This window comes from Paenibacillus sp. FSL R7-0331, assembly GCF_000758645.1.
Lineage (GTDB): Bacteria > Bacillota > Bacilli > Paenibacillales > Paenibacillaceae > Paenibacillus_AQ > Paenibacillus_AQ camerounensis.
This window is the reverse complement of record NZ_CP009284.1, coordinates 2,315,563-2,331,502: the sequence shown is the minus strand read 5'-3', so window position 1 is coordinate 2,331,502 and position 15,940 is coordinate 2,315,563. Positions and strand designations below refer to the sequence as shown.

Annotated in this window: 11 protein-coding genes; 5 read left to right on the top strand and 6 right to left on the bottom strand. The window is 54.4% G+C overall.

Features of this window, described 5'->3' with window-relative positions:
• Positions 1 to 169: 169 nt before the first annotated feature.
• The 3 genes from R70331_RS09490 to R70331_RS09480 form a co-directional block, all read right to left on the bottom strand.
• The gene (locus R70331_RS09490) at positions 170 to 739 is read right to left on the bottom strand and encodes a DUF1802 family protein (protein ID WP_042182420.1); all 570 of its coding nucleotides are present in this window, start codon (positions 737 to 739) and stop codon (positions 170 to 172) included.
• Between the two features lie 210 nt (positions 740 to 949).
• A complete protein-coding gene (locus tag R70331_RS09485) occupies positions 950 to 1,414 on the bottom strand; it encodes a Dps family protein (RefSeq protein WP_042174867.1) in 465 nt (154 codons plus the stop codon).
• A gap of 263 nt (positions 1,415 to 1,677) precedes the next feature.
• On the bottom strand, positions 1,678 to 1,980 hold the full coding sequence (locus R70331_RS09480) for a YunC family protein (protein WP_042174865.1): 303 nt from the start codon (positions 1,978 to 1,980) through the stop codon (positions 1,678 to 1,680).
• A gap of 227 nt (positions 1,981 to 2,207) precedes the next feature.
• On the opposite strand from R70331_RS09480, the gene R70331_RS09475 reads away from it, so the two are divergent.
• Positions 2,208 to 2,729 (top strand): hypothetical protein, encoded by a 522-nt coding sequence (locus tag R70331_RS09475; RefSeq protein ID WP_042174864.1) that lies wholly within the window; start codon positions 2,208 to 2,210, stop codon positions 2,727 to 2,729.
• A gap of 76 nt (positions 2,730 to 2,805) precedes the next feature.
• Here the strand turns inward: R70331_RS09475 and R70331_RS09470 are convergent, their stop codons facing one another.
• Positions 2,806 to 3,183 (bottom strand): DUF423 domain-containing protein, encoded by a 378-nt coding sequence (locus R70331_RS09470; protein WP_042174862.1) that lies wholly within the window; start codon positions 3,181 to 3,183, stop codon positions 2,806 to 2,808.
• Between the two features lie 169 nt (positions 3,184 to 3,352).
• Here R70331_RS09470 and R70331_RS09465 point away from each other — a divergent pair, with 169 nt between their 5' ends.
• Entirely contained in the window at positions 3,353 to 3,814 is a 462-nt protein-coding gene (locus R70331_RS09465) for a hypothetical protein (RefSeq protein WP_052418994.1), read from the top strand.
• Positions 3,815 to 3,887: 73 nt separating this feature from the next.
• Here the strand turns inward: R70331_RS09465 and R70331_RS09460 are convergent, their stop codons facing one another.
• Together R70331_RS09460 and R70331_RS09455 are read right to left on the bottom strand one after the other, a co-directional pair.
• Positions 3,888 to 4,799 (bottom strand): DUF8580 domain-containing lipoprotein, encoded by a 912-nt coding sequence (locus R70331_RS09460; RefSeq protein ID WP_042174860.1) that lies wholly within the window; start codon positions 4,797 to 4,799, stop codon positions 3,888 to 3,890.
• A gap of 127 nt (positions 4,800 to 4,926) precedes the next feature.
• Positions 4,927 to 6,519, bottom strand: coding sequence for an amidohydrolase (locus tag R70331_RS09455; RefSeq protein WP_042174858.1), 1,593 nt, complete (start codon positions 6,517 to 6,519; stop codon positions 4,927 to 4,929).
• Positions 6,520 to 6,683: 164 nt separating this feature from the next.
• On the opposite strand from R70331_RS09455, the gene R70331_RS09450 reads away from it, so the two are divergent.
• The 3 genes from R70331_RS09450 to R70331_RS09440 all read left to right on the top strand — a co-directional run bounded on the left by R70331_RS09450 (position 6,684) and on the right by R70331_RS09440 (position 15,914).
• Entirely contained in the window at positions 6,684 to 7,328 is a 645-nt protein-coding gene (locus R70331_RS09450; protein ID WP_042174856.1) for a methyltransferase domain-containing protein, read from the top strand.
• A gap of 175 nt (positions 7,329 to 7,503) precedes the next feature.
• Complete coding sequence (locus R70331_RS09445; protein ID WP_042182417.1) at positions 7,504 to 14,232, top strand: DUF7507 domain-containing protein; 6,729 nt, start codon at positions 7,504 to 7,506, stop codon at positions 14,230 to 14,232.
• Entirely contained in the window at positions 14,229 to 15,914 is a 1,686-nt protein-coding gene (locus tag R70331_RS09440; protein WP_042174853.1) for a COG1361 family protein, read from the top strand. Before R70331_RS09445 ends, R70331_RS09440 begins: the two co-directional genes overlap by 4 nt.
• Positions 15,915 to 15,940: the final 26 nt, after the last annotated feature.

The following is a 15,940-nucleotide window of genomic DNA, read 5'->3' as shown; positions in this document are numbered from 1 at the left end:
CTGATCGCCAGCACAATTAGATTGTATATCACATTATAATAATTATAAACAGAATCATAATGATTATCAATGATTCTCACTAATTTTATTACAAAGGATGTCTTTTTTCAAATACTGCTTTTCATTTTTCACGGTAATTCTGCCCTTTTTTGCCGTGTTGTATGGCATACTACCTGCCAAGAGCAGACAGAATTTCATTTCTTCTGTGCTCAAACTCACTATCGCTGAGAACCGGCTTCCATTGCTGCGCCGGCGGCATATCAGCCAATTCAATCCAGGAACGGCAACCCGAGTACTCAGGCAGTACCGGTACAGACACGGCAGCATCGCTAACATATACGCGCAGCAGCAGAACATGCAGCGGCTCCTTAGCCTTCCAGCGCAAACGTTCGGCAGCCAGCTGCCCGCTCCAGATATGATAAGGGTACAGCAGCTCAAGCTGTTCCAAATCCCGGATCTCAATATCGTCAGCAGCTTCGGCGTACACTGCCAGCGGAACTGTCCCGCCACCGGAAGCCGTCTCCTCTGCCAGTGTCTCTGTGACCAGATGACGGTACGATTCCTTCAGGAGCTCTTCACGCTGATGCTCATAGGTGGGGTAAAGAAAAAACGAAGGGCTCTTCAGCTCAAACCTTCTGGTCTCCTCCGCAATGCCTCCTTTGCGCAGCAGGACTATCTGCTGTCCTCCGGCCAGGGCATGTACAGCTGAAGCCCATTCCTTTAGTGCGACAGAATTCATATTCAAGAGCAGTCTTCCCCTTTCCGGCTCCAGTTACATAACAGGAGATTTACTATGGATTATATAACTTGCAGACGCAGTCTACAAATAGCCTGAATCACATCCGACAAAGAAATATTTGGCTGAGAATTCCCTGAAAACGTTCCTGCAAAAAAATATAGAGCCTCCACGCGGGAGGCTCTATATCCTACTGTCATAGTACTTGCAGTGTTACGCGCCCAGGAAAGAACGAAGCATCCACTGGTTCTTTTCCAGATCGGTGCGGATTTTGATGAACAGGTCCGCTGTCGGCTGGTCACTGGCCTGCTCAGCCAGCTCGATGCCTTCAGTCAGCTCTTCCGCTACTGTTGCAAAATCCTCTATCAGGGTCTGTACCATACCGCGGGTATCTTCCTTGCCCGTTGCTTCCTGGATCGTCCCGATCTCCAGATATTCCTTCAGCGTTGCAGCAGGTTTGCCCTTGATGCTTAGCAGGCGTTCAGCTACCTCGTCCATTTTAAGGGTTACATCGTCATACAGCTCTTCAAATTTCACATGCAGGGAGAAGAATTGCTCCCCCTTAACGTACCAGTGGTAATTATGAAGCTTGACGTATAGTATGTTCAGGTTCGCCACCTGGCGGTTAAGTACTTGTTCCACTGAAGTTGTGTCGACTTTGTTTGTTGCTTTAGCCATTATTGATCCCATCCTTATCCATAATATTTGCCGGCTGCATGTCCAACCTCCGGCAGCAGTTGTCTATATTCATTGTACCCTTCATAACCGGGCACGAAACAACGTCCCCCCCGGCATTCCCGGCAGTCCGCGGGCGAGGGTATGCAGCTTCCTCTTATGTAGGATGACCATCTATTGCCGGCTTATCCGCTGCCCGTTCCGGCACAATTAAAGGGGCCTCAGCGGCCCCTTAACAGCTTTTCAATACGTTGAAAATGCACCGCCTACAGCATAAGCAGCAGCGCTTCTTCACCGGTCATCCCCGGAACTATGCCCAGCTTCCCGGCCTCTATGGTAACAGACTCCAGCGGAGCGGCAAGCAGCTGAGCCAGCGTACGCACACCTACCGCCCTTGCCGCAATGATCTTCCGGTCAGCCAGCATCTCGTTCAACAGACCTACATCGAGTGCTCCGCACATAATATATCCCCGGTCCGTGCTGACCGTCAGCAGGGTTGTTTTGGGCAGCTTCACCTCGACACCAACCAGCGTATGTCCGCCTACCTGAACAGGCTCCAACGTCACCACTTTGCAGTTCCTCCTTTTTGTCACAGTCACATTGTATGTGTATGCTCCCCTGCATGCCGGGGTGTGGACGTATGGACTAGACGGTCTATAAATTACATGGGCCGCTGGTCCTTATTCCGGACAAAGAAGTATATGATTATCTGCTATTTAGTGGTATAGTTTACTTGGCTTGTGAAATGACTACGAAACAATTAAATGAAATGATTTAATGAAAAGCTGGGGGATTTATGGACAAGAAACTGCAAAATACGGACGGTAATTACCTGTTTAACGTCGACATCCTGATCAATGCCCGTACCAACCCGCTAGCCCTGCAATATTTACTCGAAATACTGAATAACAATAGCGATAAGGTCACGGATTTCAAAATTAACTCAGGTCTTGAACTGGGAAGAAGCATCGACACGCTGCTCCGCTCAGCCAAAGCAGCCCTGAATCAGGAGCCTGTACAGCCGCCGGTGCCGTTCAAAATGCCGGTTAAGCCCGATAGCAAAAAGGCAGGGACGACCGAAAAGCCAGCCGCAGCTAAATCTGCAGCTGACAGCCCCGTTGATGCTTTTGCAAAAATCCGCCAATACATTAAGAACAATCAGCTGGTCCGTCTGCGTACGAACAGGCCCGGCAACCAGGTCTCCATGCCCTGCCGGATTCTGAATTTCGATGAAGAGTCATCGACCATCAGCGTCTATCATGTCGACGAGAAGCAAGTGTATACCTTTAAAATTTATGAAATTGATGAATTTGTGTAAGATTATTCTTTACAGGTACACCAACAGGCACCTCCCGCCGGTACGATGCGGGCAGGTGCCTGTTGGTGTTTTGGCCTTATTGCTTGCGGGAGAAGGCTTCCAAGGCGAGGCAAAACCAGCCGGCGATAAAGCTGACTCCGCCCAGGGGCGTAATAGCCCCTAAGAGGCTGATTCCGGAAATGCTCAGCACGTAAAGGCTGCCGGAGAACAATACTATGCCCGTTATCAGCAGCCTGCCGGCCCAGCGCAGCCGGGTACTTTCTCCCCATTGCCCGATAAGCACGCCTATCAGCAGCAGGCCAAGTGCATGAGCCATGTGATATTGAACGCCTGTCTCATACACAGCCAGATGCTCACTGCTGATTACAGACTTCAGCATATGGGCCCCAAACGCGCCAATCATCACCGACAGCATCGTAAGCAATGCACCCCAGGCTATAAATCTTCGCTGCACTAATGTCACACCCCCTCTTCAGTAAGCTTTCCTTATCTTAACTTATCGGAGCCTGCGTTTTCCAGCAAGGGAGGACTGGCAGAATTTTTGCGTTATGTCTTGCTTTTACAGCTGTCTTATGAAAAAGTGGAAGTATAAGTCTTCATCCCCATTACGAGGAGTGCTGAATATGGATCAACAATACCCGCCCAAAACCGACCTGCCGGGCAGCCCGCCCGAGTCTCCACTGACCGGGGCAGGCATGCAGCCGGAAACCAACCCGGGATACGGGTATGAGGAGAACAAACGCGATTACAAGCATTCCGGCCCGGGGATCGCTTCTTTCGTGATTGCCCTGGTAACCGTTATCGGATATGCCATTGCCTTTGTCTACGCAGGCATGCAGGCGACTTCCATCCTTAACAGCAGCAACGATGTAATCAATGATTCATCGCAAGCCATCATGATGCTGGGTCTGGCCGTCATCATTCTTGTAGCGGTTAACATAGCCGGTGCTGTTGTCGGGATTATCGGCCTTACCCTCCGCAGGCGCAAAAAAGGTTTCGCCATCATCGGCACCATTATCAATGCAATCATTCTTATTCTGTTCATGCTAATGATTGCTACTGTACTGGTAAATGCCGGAGCCTGATTCTTGCGGCTCTATGGTTTACACAGAAACAGGGCCGCCCGGTTAAATCCGGAGCGGCCCTGTTCTGTTAAGATCAGCGGCTGACGATGGAATCCAGTGAAGCATAGACATGCGGTCCGAACCCCTCCGAGGCCTCCCGCTGCGGAATATTCATGCGGATGATGTAGCCTTGGCCGTCAATTTCTTTAACAATATATTGGCTCGTTACCCCGGAGCCCATCGCCGTGAGATACAGCCTTATCCCTGACATCCGCCGTTCACGCTCCTCCTGGCTCAGCTTGGTAATCTCTCCTGTAGCAGATAGGGCTTTCCGGCCTTCTGCTTCCAGCTCGTCCAGGTTGAAATCGGAGGGCAGCCGGGTTATGTCGGCATAATAGCCGGGATCCACCTTCATAGCAAGCCTCCCGGCCGTTCTGTCAAAGGTGAAGATATCAAATACATACAGCGAATAGCCTTCCCCCTCGGCCAAATTCGCCGTCTTCTCCTCCTCCATGCCTTCAAGTGTCAGCTTGAAGGCTTTTGTAGGCGGCAGGACTTCAGCAGAATCCGCTCCCCCGCCGGCTTCCGCCTTTTCCAGTCTGGACAGAATCCGCTGGACTACTGAGGGATCGCCTTCCACTGCTTTTTCCACATATTCAATTAGTACATGATCATCCATCTCAAGTCCTTCTGGAACGTCCTCGGTACCTGCTCCCAGCTCAAATGCAGTCGGACCTTCTTCCGTTTCGATTTCCACGGAATGATTATCAATCTGGCCGATATAGGTTCCTGTCCCGCGGATGACCTGCGCCGCTTCTTCTGTAGGCACAGGGGCGGGTGAAGGTGATACCGGTGCAGCATTCTCTGTCTGTGACGGGGCAGCCGTTGCCGTGGGCTCGCCTGGCGCCTCTGCCGGGCTTTGTCCCCCGCAAGCGGTAAGGGCCAGCATTAATACAGCAACAGCAGCTGCAGCCGGTAATGAACGTTGCGGTCTCACTGATCTCATGTTGACGGCCTCCTTGTGTGTGCAGAGTGTAATAAGAGTCTACCCTTAATAACGTTTAACCCGTTGTCAGGGTTGCATAAACTTGCTCTGCCTCACATCAGGGTACACGTTCTCTCCGGCCGGCCGTTTAATCTGCGTTGTACGCCGCAATACCGTTAATCACTGTCATACGCACCTTTACGTTCAGCATCTCCTCAGCATCCGCCATAATATCACGGTCTATAACGGTAAAATCCGCCCGGCAGCCGGGTGTGATGCGCCCCCGTTCCTGCTGCTCACCAGCCGCAACGGCACTGCCCTCTGTGAATAGCCTCAGCGCTTCCGCCGGACTGAGCTTCTCCTCCGGCAGATAGCCCTCGTGACGTTCTCCCGGCCTGCACCGGGTAACCGCAGCGTGCATGCCCAGGAACGGGCTCAGCGGCTCAATAGGGGCATCGCTGCCTCCGGCGCAGGGGATGCCTGCCGCCAGGAGCTTTTTCCATGCATAGAGGTAGCCGGCTCTTGCCGGACCGACCCGTTCCAGCACCCACGGAAAGTCACTCGCCACAAACCGCGGCTGGATGTCTGCAATCAGCCGCATGGAGGCCATCTGCTCCACCAGGCTGCGGTTCAGCACCTGGGCATGGATGAACCGGTCAGGCAGCGCCGCATCCGGCCGGAGCGGCTTATGCTGCATTGCAGCCAGCGTCATCCGGGCAGCAGCATCACCGATGGCATGCACCGCCACCGGATAACCAAGCCTGCGGGCAGCACGGACAATCTCGTCCAGCCCCTCCTGGGTATGAATCGCTATCCCTGAGGTTCCAGGCTCATCACTGTAGGGCTGCTCCAGCAGGGCAGTCCGCCCGCCGATCGCCCCGTCGGCGAACAGCTTGACTGCACCAAGCCGCAGCCATTCATCGCCGCTGCCTGCTGCGAGCCCAAGCTGTTCTACCTCTTGCAGATAGGCGTAATAGAGCAGCTGATGGGTGCGGAACAGAACCCCCTCCTCCCTCAGCTCACGGTGGATGCGCAGCATGGTCTCCACGCTGCCCAAGAGCCGCAGGTCCTCAGTATGCACCGCGGTCAGCCCGAGGGAGAGCGCGTCCGCAATGCCGCGGCGCACTGCCTGTTTCAGGGCGGTGTAGTCCGGCGCCGGCTGCACCTCATTGAATGGCTGGACGGCATCCTCGTAGATCCAGCCGTTCAGCCCCCCTTCGCCGTCCCGTCCGTAAGCGCCGGAGGCAAAGTCCGGTGTGGAAGCCGTGACACCCGCCCGCCGGAATGCCTCGCTGTTGCCGAGGAACGCGTGGAAGCAGGTCCGGGTCAGGAATACCGGATGCTGCAGTGTCACTGCGTCGAGCTCCGAGATGTGCGGAGCGGCGGCGGGCCTGAACTCATTCTCGTTCCAGTTGAGGCCGAGAATCCATTCCCCCGGAGGCGTAAGTGCCGCGCGTTCCCTGATCGCCTGCAGCATCTCCTCTTTGGAGGTCATGCCGGTGAAATCCAGCATGTCCAGCTTCATGCCGTGCATACCCAGATGCACATGGGCATCGACAAGTCCGGGCAGGACATGCCCGCCGTCCCAGTCGATAACAGCCGCACCGCTTTCCGGCAGCTGCAGGGAGAGCTCGCTCCCTTTTCCGACAGCCTTGATGAAGCCATCCTCTACAAGCACAGCATCATCGCCGGGACGGCCGGCTGATGTGAGCTTTCCATTTTTGAACAAGGTTAATGTCATTGGCAGATACTCCTTTGTAATTGAAATCTCTTATATATAAATAGAATGCAAGCAGCAGCAATACGGTTTCTTTCCCGGCCCATAGGCATCTACCGGAAGCAGGAGCCGTCGGTGCTAATACTATAGTGAAGAGCCTTATTTTATCCCCCGAAGGAGTGGTTTCCTTGAAAATCGATATCGGCTGCGGTTCCGCCAAAGAATCAGGTTATCTGGGAATCGACCGGACTGCATACCCCGGAGTGGATATTGTCTGTAATATTAATGAAGAAATACCGCTCCCGGACAACACCGCCGAGTTCGTCATGGCCAGCCGGGTGCTGCCTTACGTGGATAATCTGATGGATGTCATGGCGGAAATATACCGGATCAGCTGTCACAAGGCGGTAGTCTGCATTCTGGCTCCTTATGCCCACAGCTATCCGCACAGCTCCAACCCCTTTTTTAAGCAGAAGTTCGACGAATATACCCCCCGTTATTTGACAGGCAGCTTCTTTCAGCCGTCCTCAAGCCCCGTATCGCCGGCGGTTCCCGATTATCCGGTCCCCGTGCCTCCGTTTGACTACAGGCTTCTGCGGATGGAGCTGTTCTACCAGTATCCGTTTGACCAGTCGCTGTATGAAACAGAGGAGCTTGATATCCTCAAAACGCTTCAGGCAAATGTTGTTCATGAAATAATGTATCATTTCGTTGTGGTCAAGAAGGACATTTCCCATGCCGAGCTTGAAGCCATGAGCCGCATTCCCTATCCCGAGCCGCGTGTACTGCTGGAACGCAGACGGCTGAGCCGGCTGAGACAAGACCTGATCTGAGAGCCGCTGCCGCTGCCCGGCAGAACCGGATTGAATTATTCAAAAAAGTTGCAGTTGGACAAACAAGTAACGCTTTCCTCCGTCATAGGCTAAATATATCACAAGAAAGACAGCATATCGTCCTCAGCAGGAGACGGTTTGCTTTTTTTCGTTGCAGAACAAGCACAGCAGTCCTATGAAGGAGGTGAAAATTATTCCTCTAGTCGTTCGGTCTACTATTAATGCAACCGGTGCAATTACGTTTACAGGCAATACGCTCGGCTTAAGCCGTTCGGATACAATAGGCGTGCCCGGCACACAGGACAGTATCGGTGCCTTCAGTACAATCAATACAGCATCTACCTTTGGCACATATCCTGCCGGAACTACCAGCCTTTATCAGAACAACAGCGCTTCTGCCATTCTGACGATCCCTTCCGGAAGTACGGTACTATATGCAGAACTCATCTGGGGCGGCTCCTATATTAACGGGACCGTCAATCTTAGCGCGTTCATCAATAATCCTGTTTCGCTGACAACACCAGCCGGCAATACAGTCAGTGTCTCTCCCGATTCGGCTACCAGCAACACGGTGGATCTGGGCAGCGGAGCCGCTGCTTATGTCCGCTCAAACAATGTAACCAGCATCATACAGGCAGGCGGAGCCGGGACATACACTGTCTCCGGGGTTGTCGGGACAATTATTATTGCCGGTGATCCGACAGGCAACCATGCCGGCTGGACTCTCGGCGTTATCTACCAGAACCCGTCGCTGCCTTTCCGCAATATGTCCCTCCGTGCGGGAGCTGTGCTCGTTCAGTCTACCTCGGCGCCTGTGGTCACTACGATTACCGGCTTTGCTACCCCTGTTTCCGGCGCACTCGGCGGACGCATCCTGTTCAGCGCGCAGGAAGGAGATGCCAACCGTTCCGGTGACCAGGCATTGTTCGGACCGACAGCCGCTACTCAGGTGGCACTGTCCGGACCCAATAACTTTGCCAACAACTTTTTTGCCTCACAGATTAATAATGATGCCGGGACGCTGAACACCACCGGGACATTCGGCAACCGTAACCAGACCAACGGCAGCCCGGGAAGCAATATAGTCGGCGGACGCCAAGGCTGGGATATTACCAATGTCAGTGTATCAGCCAGACTGGTTAACAACCAGAGCTCAGCCCTGCTTACGCTGACCACCTCCGGTGATGCTTATGTTGTAAATGCAAATGCGCTGCAGATCGATATCAATGCGCCGAACATCAGCCTGACCAAAGGCTCCAACGTAGCCGGCACTATTGTCGGGGACACGGTAACCTACACGGTGACCGTCAGCAATACCGGAACAGCCAGCGCTGCCAGCGTCGTTCTGTCTGACACGCTGCCGCCCGGACTGACCTTTGTCGCCGGAAGTGTCGTTGTCGCCGGGGTTTCCAGGCCTACTTTTGATATTACAGCAGGTATTCCTTTAGGTTCACTTGCTCTGGGCACCTCTGTGACCATTACATATCAGGCAAGGGTCACTTCACTGCCTAACCCGCAGTTCGTTCCGAATACCGCCAATGCGGCATTTACATTTCAAAGCGTGGCCGGCGGTCCCGTGGTTTCCGGGGTTATCCCGTCCAATACCAACTCCCTGCCTGTATACTCTCCTGTACTGGGACTTGTCAAAAGCGCCAATACCACCAATGCTACCGTCGGCGACCAGATCATTTATACCATTCAAGTCTCCAACACCGGCAACATCGGCGCAGCCACTACGCTTACCGACAATATTCCGGCAGGCAGCACTTATGTCCCGGGCAGCTTTACCGTTAACGGGACACCTGTAGCCGGCAATCCCGCCACCGGTATTCCCATCGGCACTATTGCCGCCGGCGGAAGCTCTACCGTGCAGTTCCGGGTCGTGGTTAACAGCCTCCCGTCACCGCCTCAGCTCGTAGACCAGGCCACCGCTGCCTACACCTTTTTGGTTCCTGACGGCCGTACGGTTTCCGGGTCCGCCGCATCCAACACACTGACCATACCCGTCACTCTGCCAAATGTAGCAGTTGCCAAAAGCGCCAGTCTGCCTGATGTTGCCGTAGGTGATACCCTGCTGTACACCTCGGTCATCAGCAACAACGGCATCGCTGCAGTTACCAATGTCGTCCTGTCCGATCCGATCCCCGCCGGCAGCACCTTTGTACCCGGCAGTGTCGTTGTTGCCGGCACCTCCCGGCCGGCAGCTGATCCCGCCTCGGGGATAGCCATTGGAACTATCGCCCCAGGCACCAGTGCCACGGTCACCTTTCAGGTGAGCATCACCTCAATTCCGGCAGGAGGACAGCTCTCCAACCGCTCATCAGCTTCCTACAGCTCGGGAGCATTCACTGCTATCACGCAATCCAATATTGTTCCTACACCTGTGTTCCAGCCGGTCATCGGAATCGTCAAAAGCGCCAGCCCGTCCAGCGCAACCGTCGGAGGGAACGTCCTGTACACCCTGCAGGTGCAGAATTCAGGAAACATTGCTGCAAACGTTACATTGACAGACAATATACCGGCCGGTTCAAGCTTCGTCTCCGGCAGTGTCATTGTAAACAATGTTGTCCGCCCCTCGGATTCTCCGCTTACCGGGATTCCGCTTGGGTCTGTAGCCCCCGGTGCTTCCTTTACCGTAACGTTCCTCACCTCTGTGCAGTCTCTGCCTTCACCGGCAGTATTAACCGACCAGGGCAGCAGCAGCTACACGTATCAGCTGCCCAGCGGCCGTTCGCTGTCCGGCTCCAGTGTGTCCAATACAGTCAGCATTCCGGTATCGGCACCCAATATCACAATACTCAAGAATGCCAATCTTACTGCCATTGCCGTCGGAGAATATATCACCTACACCGTCTCTGTCTCCAATCCCAGCGGCGTCGCAGTCAGTAACGTCGTCCTGTCCGATCCGATTCCGGCCGGAGGCGCATTTGTAGCCGGCAGCGTAACAATTAACGGTGCTTCCTCACCCTCTGCCAATCCCGGTGCCGGTATTAATCTCGGAACTATCGCTTCAGGTGCAACCGTGGTCATCACCTTTCAAGTCAATGCCACTTCGGTGCCGCCGTCCGGTCAGCTCAGCAACCGGGCCAGCGCATCCTTTACCGCCGGCACATTCAGCGGCACCGCATTGTCGGGAACCATTAACACGCCGGTCTTCACTCCGGTTATCAGTCTGGTCAAAAGCGCCAATGCGACGCAGGCATCTGCCGGCAGCTCCTTATCCTTTGCAATCCTGGCCCGGAATACCGGTAACATCGCTGCCACGCTGAATCTGACCGACAACCTGCCGCCTCAGGTCACCTTTGAGCCTAACAGCGTCATTGTCGGCGGTACTCCGCTGCCGGGCTATGATCTGGTGAGCGGGGTACCTGTCGGACCGCTTGCCCCCGGCGACAGCGTAACAGTAAGCTTTCTTGTTACTGTAACTGCACTGCCGCCCAACCAGCAGCTGCTTAACTCAGCAGCCGCCTCGTATACCTTCACCCTGCCGGACGGCCGGCAGCTCGGAGGAAATACCGTTTCGAACACGCTAACCGTCCCTGTCTCAGCGCCTAATATCAATATCGTAAAAAGTGTAAACGCCATTGACGCCGTTACAGGCGATATCCTGACCTTTACCTCCGTGCTGACAAACACCGGTATAGCTGCTGTAAATAACATCATTCTCAGTGATCCTCTGCCTGAGAATGCAGTCTTCATTCCCGGAACCGTAATTGTGGGCGGCGTGTCCCAGCCGTCGTCAGTTCCGTCCACCGGCATTCCAATCGGCAGTCTGGCCCCAGGGGCTTCAGTTGCCGTAACATTCGAGGTGAGGATTACAATGCCGATACCATCACAGATTAACAACCAGTCCACCGTCAGCTTTACCTCCGGGGTTTTTTCCGGCTCATCAAGCTCCAATGTGACAACGACCCCGGTCATTCAGCCGCAAATCTCTCTGGTCAAAAGCGCAAATGACCTGAATGCAACAGTCGGCGATACCATTATTTATACTATCGTCGTCAGCAATACCGGTAATCTGGCAGCCAATGTAACCCTGACCGATAATATCCCGGCAGGTACGACCTTTGATCCGAACAGCGTCATTGTCGGCGGCTTCCCGCAGCCGGGCTCCGCTCCGGATACCGGAATAGCAGTCGGCACCGTCGCACCGGGTGCCAGTGTATCGGTCAGCTTTACCGTGTTTATCGTCTCCCTGCCGAGTCCGCAGCAGCTCGTCAATCAGGCCAGCTCCACCTTCACCTTCACTCCGCCGGACGGCCGCCTGCTGACCGGAACAGCTGTATCCAATACGGTAACCATTGCTGTATCTGCCCCGAACCTGGCTGTAGTCAAAAGCACGACCTTCACCGCTGCCGCACTTGGAGATACGATTCCTTATACAGTAACCATTACCAACAACGGGATCGACCCCGTCAATAATGTGCTGCTTAATGATCCGACACCGGACGGCACCACCTTTGTCACCGGCAGCGTGGCTGTCAACGGCGTGCCGTTCCCGAATGCCAATCCGGCCACAGGGGTGGCCATAGGCACACTGGCAGCCGGGTTTGTCGCGGTTGTCACCTATAATGTCCTGGTAACCTCCGTGCCGGCCGATGCCTCCATTGACAACCAGGCGACAGTAACCTACACCTCAGGGGTGTTCTCAGGCTCCACCTGGTCCAATCCGGTGGCTGTACCTGTCTTTCAGCCGAATATTGCTGTAACCAAAGGCGCAAGCACCAGCAATGCCACTGTCGGCGATACGGTGACTTACTCCCTGACGGTGAACAATACCGGCAACTACCCGGCAAATCTGACAGTGACCGATAACATTCCGGCAGGTACAACCTTTGTGCCGAACAGCGTGCTGGTGGGCGGACTGCCTCTGCCGCAGGCTGATCCTGCAGCAGGCATTGCTGCCGGGACTGTTCCTGCCGGCGGAACCGTGGTGGTACAGTTCTCGGTTGTCATCACCTCCCTTCCGTCACCGCAGCTTCTGGTCAATCAGGGAACAGCTTCTTACACCTTCACCCTGCCGGACGGACGGACACTGAGCGGATCGGCTGTATCCAATACGTTCACCATTCCGGTGTCCAATCCGAATCTTGGCGTTGTCAAGAGCACAACTACTACCGCTACGACTGCCGGAGATTCCATCACTTACACCGTCGTTCTGACTAATAACGGCATTGCCAACGTCAACAATGTCGTCTTTACGGATGCGCTCCCGGCAGGAACCGCATTTGTAGCCGGCAGTGTGCTGGTGGACGGGGTACCTCGGCCGGGCGCTTCTCCGTCCACCGGGGTGAATATCGGCAGTATCGCTCCGGGTGCTTCCGTCACGGTCGCCTTTACAGTATCTGTTACAACGCTTCCGGCTACCGGAGTGCTTAACAACCAATCCTCCGTCAGCTTTACTTCCGGGGCCCTTTCTTACGTAGCCTTCTCCAACATTGTTACTACTCCGGTCTATCAGCCGATTGTCGCAGCCGTCAAATCCTCCAACATCACCAATGCAACGGTCGGTGATACCATTACCTACACAGTTACAGTCAACAATTCAGGCAATTATCCGGCAACAGGTACGCTGACGGATACGATTCCGGCAGGGACCACCCTTGTAGCCAACAGTGTGCTGATTAACGGACAGCCGGTTCCGGGCAGCGACCCGGCCACAGGTGTTCCGCTCGGCTCGATTGCTGCCGGAGCCACGCTGACGGTTACCTTCTCCGTGCTCATCACTACCCTTCCGCCGAGCCAGCAGCTCAGCAACCAGGCCATCATTTCACTGGCCTATACGCTTCCTGACGGGCGGACCTTCAACCAGACGGCACCTTCAAATATCAACCTGATTTCGGTATCCTCTCCTAACGTGGCGGTAGTCAAGAGCACCACCGTTATCGATGCCGTCATTGGAGATACTGTCCCTTACACCGTCGTCGTCACTAATAGCGGAATTGCACCGATTAACAACGTTGTGCTTAGTGATCCAATACCGGCAGGCGCTTCCTTTGTTACAGGCAGTGTAGTCGTTGACGGCACTCCGGTACCTGGAGCGAGCCCTGCCAATGGTATCCCCATCGGCACAATTGCACCGGGAGCATCAACAACCGTAACTTTCAACATCCTGGTCAATGCCTTGCCAGCCAGTACTGTCCTAAATAACCAGGCTTCGGTCAGCTTCACCTCCGGCGCCTTCTCCGGTGCATCCTATTCCAACAACCTGATTACACCGGTATACCAGCCGTTCATCAATGTCGTTAAGAGTGCGGATACAGCTAACGCAACCGTCGGCGATACAGTCACTTACTTCCTGAACGTGAACAACACAGGCAACCTGCCGGCTAATGTCACCGTTACAGACGCCATTCCAGCAGGGGCAGTATTCGTGCCGAACAGCGTGCTTGTCAATGGCGTACCGCAGCCGGGAGCTGATCCTACGGCTGGCATTGCGATCGGTACTATAGCAGCCGGAGCTACCGTTACAGTAACTGTTACGCTGCAGGTCACCGTGGCTTCGCTGCCTTCGCCGCAGCAGCTGGTCAATCAGGCTTCAGCGACCTTCACCTTCACTCCGCCGGACGGACGCCTGCTCTCCGGCAGCTCACTGTCCAATGTGCTCGTTATACCGGTATCGTCCCCTGATGTTACGGCGGTCAAGAGCACTCCTGCAATCGATGCGATAGTCGGCGATCTCATTACCTACACGATTGTAGTTACCAACAATGGTATCGTCACCGTCAACAATGTCGTGCTTGTCGACCCGATCCCGGCAGGCAGCCAGTTCGTCATCGGCAGCGTGGCCGTCGATGGTGTGCAGCGGCCTGCCGCCAACCCCGGGGCAGGTATTGTAATCGGCAGCATCGCTGCCGGAGCTTCCTCGACCGTTACTTTCCAGGTACAGGTAATTGTGATATGACTCCCGGCCCGAATCTGCAACCTGTCGTGACCAATCAATCCATGGTGCTGTTTAGCTCAGCGGCGGGCATTGACGGGATCACCTTTTCCAATACCGTCAACACCCAGGTTGTAGGTCCTGTTCTCTCCCTGTACAAAAGCGCAGACAAAACCAGTGTTTCCCTCGGGGAAACACTGGTTTATACCATTACGGCAACCAACAGCGGTAACCTTCCTGCGCTGGTTACAGTCCTGGATGCTCTGCCTTCAGGGGTATCGTTTATTGCCAACAGTGTCATTAGAGACGGGGTGCCCTTGCCCGGCGTATCTCCAGAGGGCGGTATTCCGCTTGATGCGGTTGCACCGCAGAGCCATACCACAATTGCCTTCCAGGTTATTGTAGTTTCACTTCCGCCGTTACTTGAGCTGCAGAATGCCGCCACTGGCGAATACTCCTTCTCTACAACAGGCGGCAGAATGATCAGGGGCGAAATCCGCTCCAATACGGTTAGTGTATCTCTGCTTGCCTATCAGCTCTCTCTGCTGCTTACTGCAAGCACTCCGACTACATTCATCGGGGATGTCATTACCTATACATTGCTGCTGAGAAATGAAGGAACACGGCCGCTTAGAAGTATCTCTGCTATTGTTCCTGTACCGGAGGGAGCCGTGTTTATCCCCGGAAGTGTAATAGCAGGAGGAGTATACTCCCCCGAAGCGGACCCCGCTGCCGGTATCCCGCTGGGAACACTGGACGCCGGAGCTGCTGAAGAAATCTCCTTCCGGGTTCGCGTTAATGCTGTTCCCGCTGATTCCGTACTCGTTACCCGCGCGACGCTCTCCTATATTGTCGGTGATGATACCGAACGGGCCGAGAGTAACTCAGTAACTGTTACCATTGTGCAGGCCGGCATCAATGTGAGCTTAAAGGTAGACCGTCACAGTGCATCTCCAGGCGATAACCTGCGCTATGAATTTACAGTCCGGAACAGCGGCAATCTGGCTGTGGAGGCTGTACTTACCGATGCCATACCTGCCGGTACACTGTTTATTTGGGACAGCATTCAGGTGAACGGAATGCCTCGTCCGGGTGCCCGGCCGGGAGACGGCATTCCGCTGGGCACCTTAAGGCCCGGGGCATCTGCAACGGTAGCGTTTCTTGTCTCCATACCGGCCGCCACCGATATCCGGGAGCTGCCGGCAATCCGGAACCAGGGGAATGCCGTGTACACCTACACACTTCCAGACAGCCGTAATGTCAGGCAGAATTCCCGGTCCAATATGGTCATAACACTGCTCTATGCTCCGATTATTACCATTCAGATGACCGGCGAACCGCCGGTTGTCGAGCATGGAAGTATTGCCGAGTTCAATATCCATGTAACCAACAGCGGCAATTATCCTGCCGATGTCACTGTAATCCGGATTGTGCCTCAAGGCACGGTTATTGATCCGGATATTGTAACGGTCAGCGCATTGACGATGCCGGGAACCTCTTATAGCGGTACAGTACCGCTCGGGATTCTCGAGCCCGGTCAGACGGTTCATCTGACCTACATGGTCAAAATCAATATTGATTACATGGGTAATACCCTTCAGGGCAATTCGACGGCTCTTTACGTATATACCATTGAGGACCGCCGCTATTCAGGTGAAGCCAGATCCAACAGCTACCGCCTGATTATTGAAGAGATCAGCGAATAAAGACAGTTCACATATCCCCCATCCCC